Genomic DNA, 894 nt, shown 5'->3' on the forward strand with positions numbered 1-894 from the left:
CGTTAGCAAACATATGACCAACCAAATGAAAGTTTTCAAAATATTCATAATCTTACTTCTATTCATTGGATGTTCGGAAAATAAAAATTCGACGACTGAATTCGACAAAATTTTAGGAAAAGAAAATAGCGAAACTCTCAACTTACTTGTGTCTGAATTTGAAAATGATTTTCTAAAAAGACAATATCCGAATTTAAATACCAAGAGTGCGTATGAGAAATTTGTGACTGAAATTAGCGAAGGGAAAACAGAGCATCTTCTTGAATTTTCAGAAAAATCAAGAAATCTGTTTAATGAAAGTACTTTAAGACTTGAAATCTATTGTGTAGTTGACTCAACTTGGGTTGAAAAAAACCCTTGGAACGATAAAGCTTTATTAGTTAAAGGCAGAACTAAATGTCTCAATCCAGACGGAACATTTGAAAATGGTTCAATGGAAATGCCATTTAATGAAAATGAAATTTCAAGAGATTCGATACAAAAAAGATATATGAATTTTGTGGAATCAAATTATAATGGAAAATATCTTAAAGCTCTGAATTCAATTTCTAATAAGTCCGATTTTTGGAGTTCTTTTGTAAAAGACAGAAATGATTTTGGAATTATAGTATCTGAATTCATTGCTAAAAGAATGTTGGCGCATAAAGTGGATTTTGATGATTATTACATAAGGAGATTAATTGTAATTGAATTAAGTTATTAAAATACGTTTGCTAACAACGTGTATAATTCATTGCTACTGTTGGCTAAGTGGAAAATTATTTCCTACAATTCACTATATTTAACCAAACGGAAAGAAATGTCCAGGCTCAGCCTCTCGCCTTTCTTTCCAGCGGAATTTTCGCCGCAAGCGGCTCATCCGAACGCAAAAGCGATCGGCTGAAATTCCGCAAC

1 protein-coding gene is annotated in these 894 nt (G+C 32.0%); it reads left to right on the plus strand.

Going from position 1 to position 894, the window contains the following annotated elements; all coding sequences use genetic code 11:
* A partial coding sequence (locus ACU8DI_RS15365; protein WP_447113676.1) for a hypothetical protein occupies positions 1–703 on the plus strand: 703 nt, incomplete at its 5' end.
* Positions 704–894: the final 191 nt, after the last annotated feature.

Source organism: Psychroserpens sp. BH13MA-6 (assembly GCF_052983595.1).